Source organism: Wolbachia endosymbiont of Glossina morsitans morsitans (assembly GCF_000689175.1).
GTDB lineage: Bacteria > Pseudomonadota > Alphaproteobacteria > Rickettsiales > Anaplasmataceae > Wolbachia > Wolbachia pipientis.
This window is the reverse complement of record NZ_AWUH01000001.1, coordinates 1-5,197: the sequence shown is the minus strand read 5'-3', so window position 1 is coordinate 5,197 and position 5,197 is coordinate 1. Positions and strand designations below refer to the sequence as shown.

The following is a 5,197-nucleotide window of genomic DNA, read 5'->3' as shown; positions in this document are numbered from 1 at the left end:
TTTTTTTTATTTGGTAAATTTCTTAATATTTATGGCTAAACGACAATCGTCATCCCGCTGCTTGTTAGCGGGATCTCTTGTTAGCGGCTGAGATACCGCGAATGAATCGCGGTATGACGGTTCGCGGCGGTATGACGGTTCGCGACGGCGTGACGATAAGCTCGTTATCCCGCTGCTTGTTAGCGGCTAAGAGATACCGCGGCAGTATGACGGTTAAGTGGGGTGTCATCCCAGTGTCAGCTACTCGGATGACAGGAGAAGGAGGCTACTTGCATGACACCATTCTTTTTTCTGGATCCAAGTAATCAGGGCACTGGGATGGCAAGAAGAGGGCACTGCCGTCATAAAGGAACCAGTGTCAGCTACTCGGATGACAACAAAGAGCTACTTGGATAACAAGAAATATAGGCACTGGAATTGCAAAGAGTTTGCAAATATTAGTTATTACCTGTAGGATATAGAGAAATTAGTAAGGATTTTAATAGGAACAATATGCCATCTGTTACTTTTATTTTACCTGATGGGAGTAAGAAAAGTTATGAAGCTGCAGAGGGAGAAACTCTGCTCAATTTAGCCCATAGAAGTGATCCAGATCTACTTGAATATGCATGTGAAGGCTCTCTTGCTAGTTCTACATGCCACGTGATTGTTGATCCAAAATCTTAAGATGCTGTAGAAACGCATAATCCCATATCTGATGAGGAAAATGGTGTGTTAGACCTAGCTTTCGGCTTAACAGAGACGTCGAGGCTTGGATGCCAAATAAAAATCACAAAAGATATCGACGGCTTGTGTGTAACCATACCAAGGGGTACAAGAAATATATCATTGGATAAACAGGGGAGTGATTAGCTATGCGTAAGATTTTTATATATATTATCATCTCTTTACTTTTGTTTATTCCTGTAGCGTATAGTGGTTTTTGGTATTTTTCTGCATGTAAGGTAAAAAATCTTTTAGCTGAAACAATACTATACATTAACGACAAAAAATTTGATATTTCACATGATTTTAGTGGATTTCCTTCTAACCTAATTTTTCCTGTGACAAACCCAAAATTTTCCAATGAGCAATTAACCATCTCATCTGATGCTTTATTGATAAAAAATAGATTGTTTGATAAATCAGTATATATCTACATACCAAGCAATGAAGTCAATGTTGCTGTTCATGGTGATGAGAAAAAGAATATAAAATGCCACACAAACGATAGCAGCCACTTTGTTGTTAGACTAAACGATTTACCATCTTCATTGCGATTCAACAAAAATAGTACCGTGATAGACTATATAGATACACTTCGTTACGAAGATTATGGATTAAAATGTGATGTTTTAGAAAATCAGCAAAGTGTTATAACTGAAGTGAATGATAAAAGCAATTACATTCAATTTCACCTCGATAAAGAACCAAGTGGAAATACTAAACTAGGATTTGATTTTTATACTTATCGGTATAAAAATACTGCAAGTCCTGAAAGTTACCTTAGTATCGACACTAAATTTGATTACGAATTTGTAAACCACATCTCAGCTTCCAGAATTAATTTCAACATAGAGAAATTTTTAATTCAAAGTAATAATTTTTCTCTTGCTGCAGATGGTGGAGTGCGAAATTATAATTTGGTTACGTCTTCATTTAAAGACAAAATCAACGTGGCTATATCAAATTATAAAGAATTAATCTCGTTTATGGTTGGTGACTCAAAAACTTCAGATGCGTTTGAAAAATTAATGTCTTCCCTATCAGAAAAAACAACTGATGATGGCATTCAATTTTCAATAAAGTACGATGATGATGTAGGGTCAAGCTTTATTGGAAAGTTATCCACCACTGATTTTATGAACCAGCTCAGTAAAATAACCCAATTAACCAAGGATGAGAGCAGTAGTTAGTTTACTTTTCATATTGATATTCCACTCAGGCGTAAACGCTTTTACTCTGGATAATAAACTCAGAGATAAAAGCATGGAAAAACGAGCAACAAGTTTATTTGAAATAATAAGGTGTCCAATATGTTCTGGCGAATCATTGTCTGAATCTGGATCTCAGATCGCGTATGATATGCGAGAAGCAATTCGTAAAAAAATCAATGATGGATACACAGATGAAGAGATAATCTCAGAGTTAAAAAATTCTTACGGCAATTCAATTATAATCGTACCACTTAGCACTTACATTTTGTGGTTTATTCCACTTACAACTCTGCTTATTGGGTGTTTTTTAATACAAAGATACATCAATACAACCACTTAAACTTTTTATATATAGCTAAAGTGACTTAGGTTCTCTAATTGCACATAAGTCAACAATAATTTTCACACAAATCAAAACAGCATATCTTCTCCATAATCCTTGGTAATTTTACATAACTTAACAGTAGCATATGCTTCTCTCCGCGGTCTGAGATGACAATAAATTTGTCAAGCCGCATCATACTTGTTAGGCGGAAGTGGACGGCAACATATTTACCACGAAGTCTAACTAAGTTCTTGCTTGTCCCTTCCATCGGCATTGCTATCTTTATTTTCAATAAAATTATTGTCCTATGCTCTTTTGATGTTTATTGATAATATAGCCTTTCTTATAATAGTCCGAATGCGATAAGATATGTGTTTATGGCTATAGCAGGCCAGTAGCATATTATGATCTGTTAGGATTATTGTAAAAAGAGCTATAATAAAACGAAGTGAATTACATTCCTTTGCTGTATTGCCACAAAGATGGGTTGTAGAGCGATCTTTCGCTTGGTTAGAAAAATGCAGACGATTGTGGAAAAATTGCGAGCGAAAACTTAACACTAGCCTACAAATGGTCGTTCTTTCCTTGATTTCTCTTCTATTGAGAAGATTTTAAACAGGTTCTAAATCTTTATTTTAAAAATGTCATATTGACCACCGGTACCTGAAAATACTATTCCAATTGAGCAGAGCTATCCATTTCCTTAATTTTTGTAACGTTGTCATAGGAGTACTATAACTTTAGTATCAACTATGTTTTATTGTTTTTGCATCTAAAAAAATTTAGCTTATTCAAGCAGCATTTTGCCTTTTTTTGGATGTAGGGATTTTTTAGGAATTGTCTTCTTGAATTCTATGGTATTTTGTTTAACATTGAAACAAGATTCCAGTGTCAGCTACTTGCATGACATTGTTGGTTAATGTTTTATGGCTTTACGATAGCTATACAACTTATCTTAAAAGCAATATAGTGTTTACTATACAATGAATCAAAGATAGTAAGTAAAGTCTATGAAATTTCAAATCGCTACACATTTTCAACCGGCTGGGGATCAACCACAGGCAATCGATAGCTTAATTGCAGGGCTAAATAGTAATAAAAGAGATCAGGTTTTGCTTGGAGTTACTGGTTCTGGGAAAACTTTTACTATGGCAAATGTTATTGCAAGAACAAATAGGCCTGCATTAATTATGGCACACAATAAAACTTTAGCAGCACAGCTTTATGAGGAAATGAAAGGATTGTTTCCCCATAATGCTGTTGAATACTTCATTTCTTATTATGATTATTATCAACCTGAAGCCTATTTACCACAAACTGATACTTATATCGAAAAAGATTCTGCAATTAACGAAAGAATTGAGATGCTGCGTTATTCCACCGTCTGCTCCCTTTTGGAGCGCAGGGATACGATCGTAGTTGCCAGTGTTTCCTGCATATACGGTCTTGGTTCGCCTGAGAGCTACCGCAGCATGATCATACCGCTTAGTGTTGGAAATAAAATTCGTATTAATGATTTCCTGAGCAACTTAACTGATCTTCAATACAAGCGCTCTGATGCCAGGTTTGAGAGAGGATATTTCAGAGTGCGCGGCGATATTGTTGATATATTTCCTTCCCATTATGAAAATAAAGCTTGGCGTTTATCGTTATTTGGCGATGAAATAGAAGAAATTTCTGAAGTTGATGCTATAACGGGCAATGTTACCAAAGGCGTAAATAAAATCACCATTTTTCCAAATAGCTATTACATAACCCCGCGTGAGGCTTTGTTGCAGGCAATTGAACTAGTCAAAAAAGAGCTGCATGAACGCTTGGATTATTACTACTCGCAAAACAAGATTGTTGAAGCAAAGCGCCTCGAGCAACGCACCAATTTTGATATCGAAATGATGATAACAACAGGAATATGTAAAGGTATTGAAAATTATTCGCGTTATCTCTATGGAATGGAAGCTGGGGATCCACCACCTACTTTGTTTGAATATTTACCCAAAGACGTAATTTTATTTGTTGATGAGAGTCATGTCACCGTTCCTCAGGTCGGTGCGATGTACAGTGGTAATGAGGCGCGTAAAAAGCAATTGATCGACTATGGCTTCAGGCTCCCTTCCGCTTTTGATAATCGTCCATTAAAATTTGAAGAGTGGGAGGGAGTTAGGCCGCAGACTGTTTACATTTCAGCCACTCCAGGAAAGTATGAGTTGGCAAAGACCAATAATGTATTTATAGAGCAAGTTATCCGTCCAACAGGGCTTACAGAACCAATCTGCATTGTAAAACCAATAGAGAGTCAAATTGATGATGTAATTCATGAGGCACAAGTGACAATAGGGAAGGGATTTTGTGTTTTAATCACCACATTGACGAAAAAAATGGCTGAAAATTTAGCTGAATATATGAGTGAATTGAATATGAGAGTGAGTTATTTGCATTCTGATATTGCTGCGCTGGAGAGAATAGAAATTATATACAAATTGAGATCTAAAGAAATCGATGTTTTAGTGGGTGTTAACTTGCTGAGGGAAGGTCTTGATATTCCAGAGTGTGGGTTGGTTGCAATTTTGGATGCTGATAAAGAAGGATTTTTGCGATCGGAAACTTCATTAATTCAAACGATCGGTCGTGCTGCGCGTAATGCTGAAGGTAGAGTAATTTTGTATGCAGATAAAATCACTGGTTCTCTGGACCGTGCATTAAGAGAGACCGAAAGAAGAAGAAAAAAACAAGAAGAACATAATATATTGCACAATATTGTCCCAAAGACTATAATAAAACCTATATCAAACACCTTACAGGAGAGGGCAATAGCAGAACCGAAAGTAAATACTAATAAGGATGATTTGAGAAAGCAAATGATAGAGCATGCTGAAAATTTAGAGTTCGAAGAAGCAGCAAGAATAAAAAAATTATTGCAAGGTTAAGTAATATATGATGCTATGGGCATAGTATAAAA

The 5,197-nt window shown here is 36.0% G+C and carries 4 protein-coding genes and 2 pseudogenes; all 6 read left to right on the top strand.

Annotated elements, in window-relative coordinates:
- Positions 1–273 precede the first annotated feature (273 nt).
- The 6 genes and pseudogenes from WGMM_RS07050 to uvrB all read left to right on the top strand — a co-directional run bounded on the left by WGMM_RS07050 (position 274) and on the right by uvrB (position 5,165).
- Positions 274–396, top strand: a complete 123-nt coding sequence (locus WGMM_RS07050) for a hypothetical protein (protein WP_275039467.1) — start codon at positions 274–276, stop codon at positions 394–396.
- Between the two features lie 96 nt (positions 397–492).
- A pseudogene (locus tag WGMM_RS00020) lies at positions 493–852 on the top strand (2Fe-2S iron-sulfur cluster-binding protein).
- Between the two features lie 2 nt (positions 853–854).
- Positions 855–1,895 (top strand): hypothetical protein, encoded by a 1,041-nt coding sequence (locus tag WGMM_RS00015; RefSeq protein WP_038248054.1) that lies wholly within the window; start codon positions 855–857, stop codon positions 1,893–1,895.
- On the top strand, positions 1,879–2,256 hold the full coding sequence (locus tag WGMM_RS00010; RefSeq protein ID WP_038248052.1) for a cytochrome c-type biogenesis protein: 378 nt from the start codon (positions 1,879–1,881) through the stop codon (positions 2,254–2,256). Before WGMM_RS00015 ends, WGMM_RS00010 begins: the two co-directional genes overlap by 17 nt.
- A gap of 420 nt (positions 2,257–2,676) precedes the next feature.
- Positions 2,677–2,856 (top strand): annotated as a pseudogene (locus WGMM_RS05385) (transposase); the annotation flags it as partial.
- A 395-nt stretch (positions 2,857–3,251) separates the two neighbouring features.
- Complete coding sequence (gene uvrB, locus WGMM_RS00005; protein ID WP_038248049.1) at positions 3,252–5,165, top strand: excinuclease ABC subunit UvrB; 1,914 nt, start codon at positions 3,252–3,254, stop codon at positions 5,163–5,165.
- Positions 5,166–5,197: the final 32 nt, after the last annotated feature.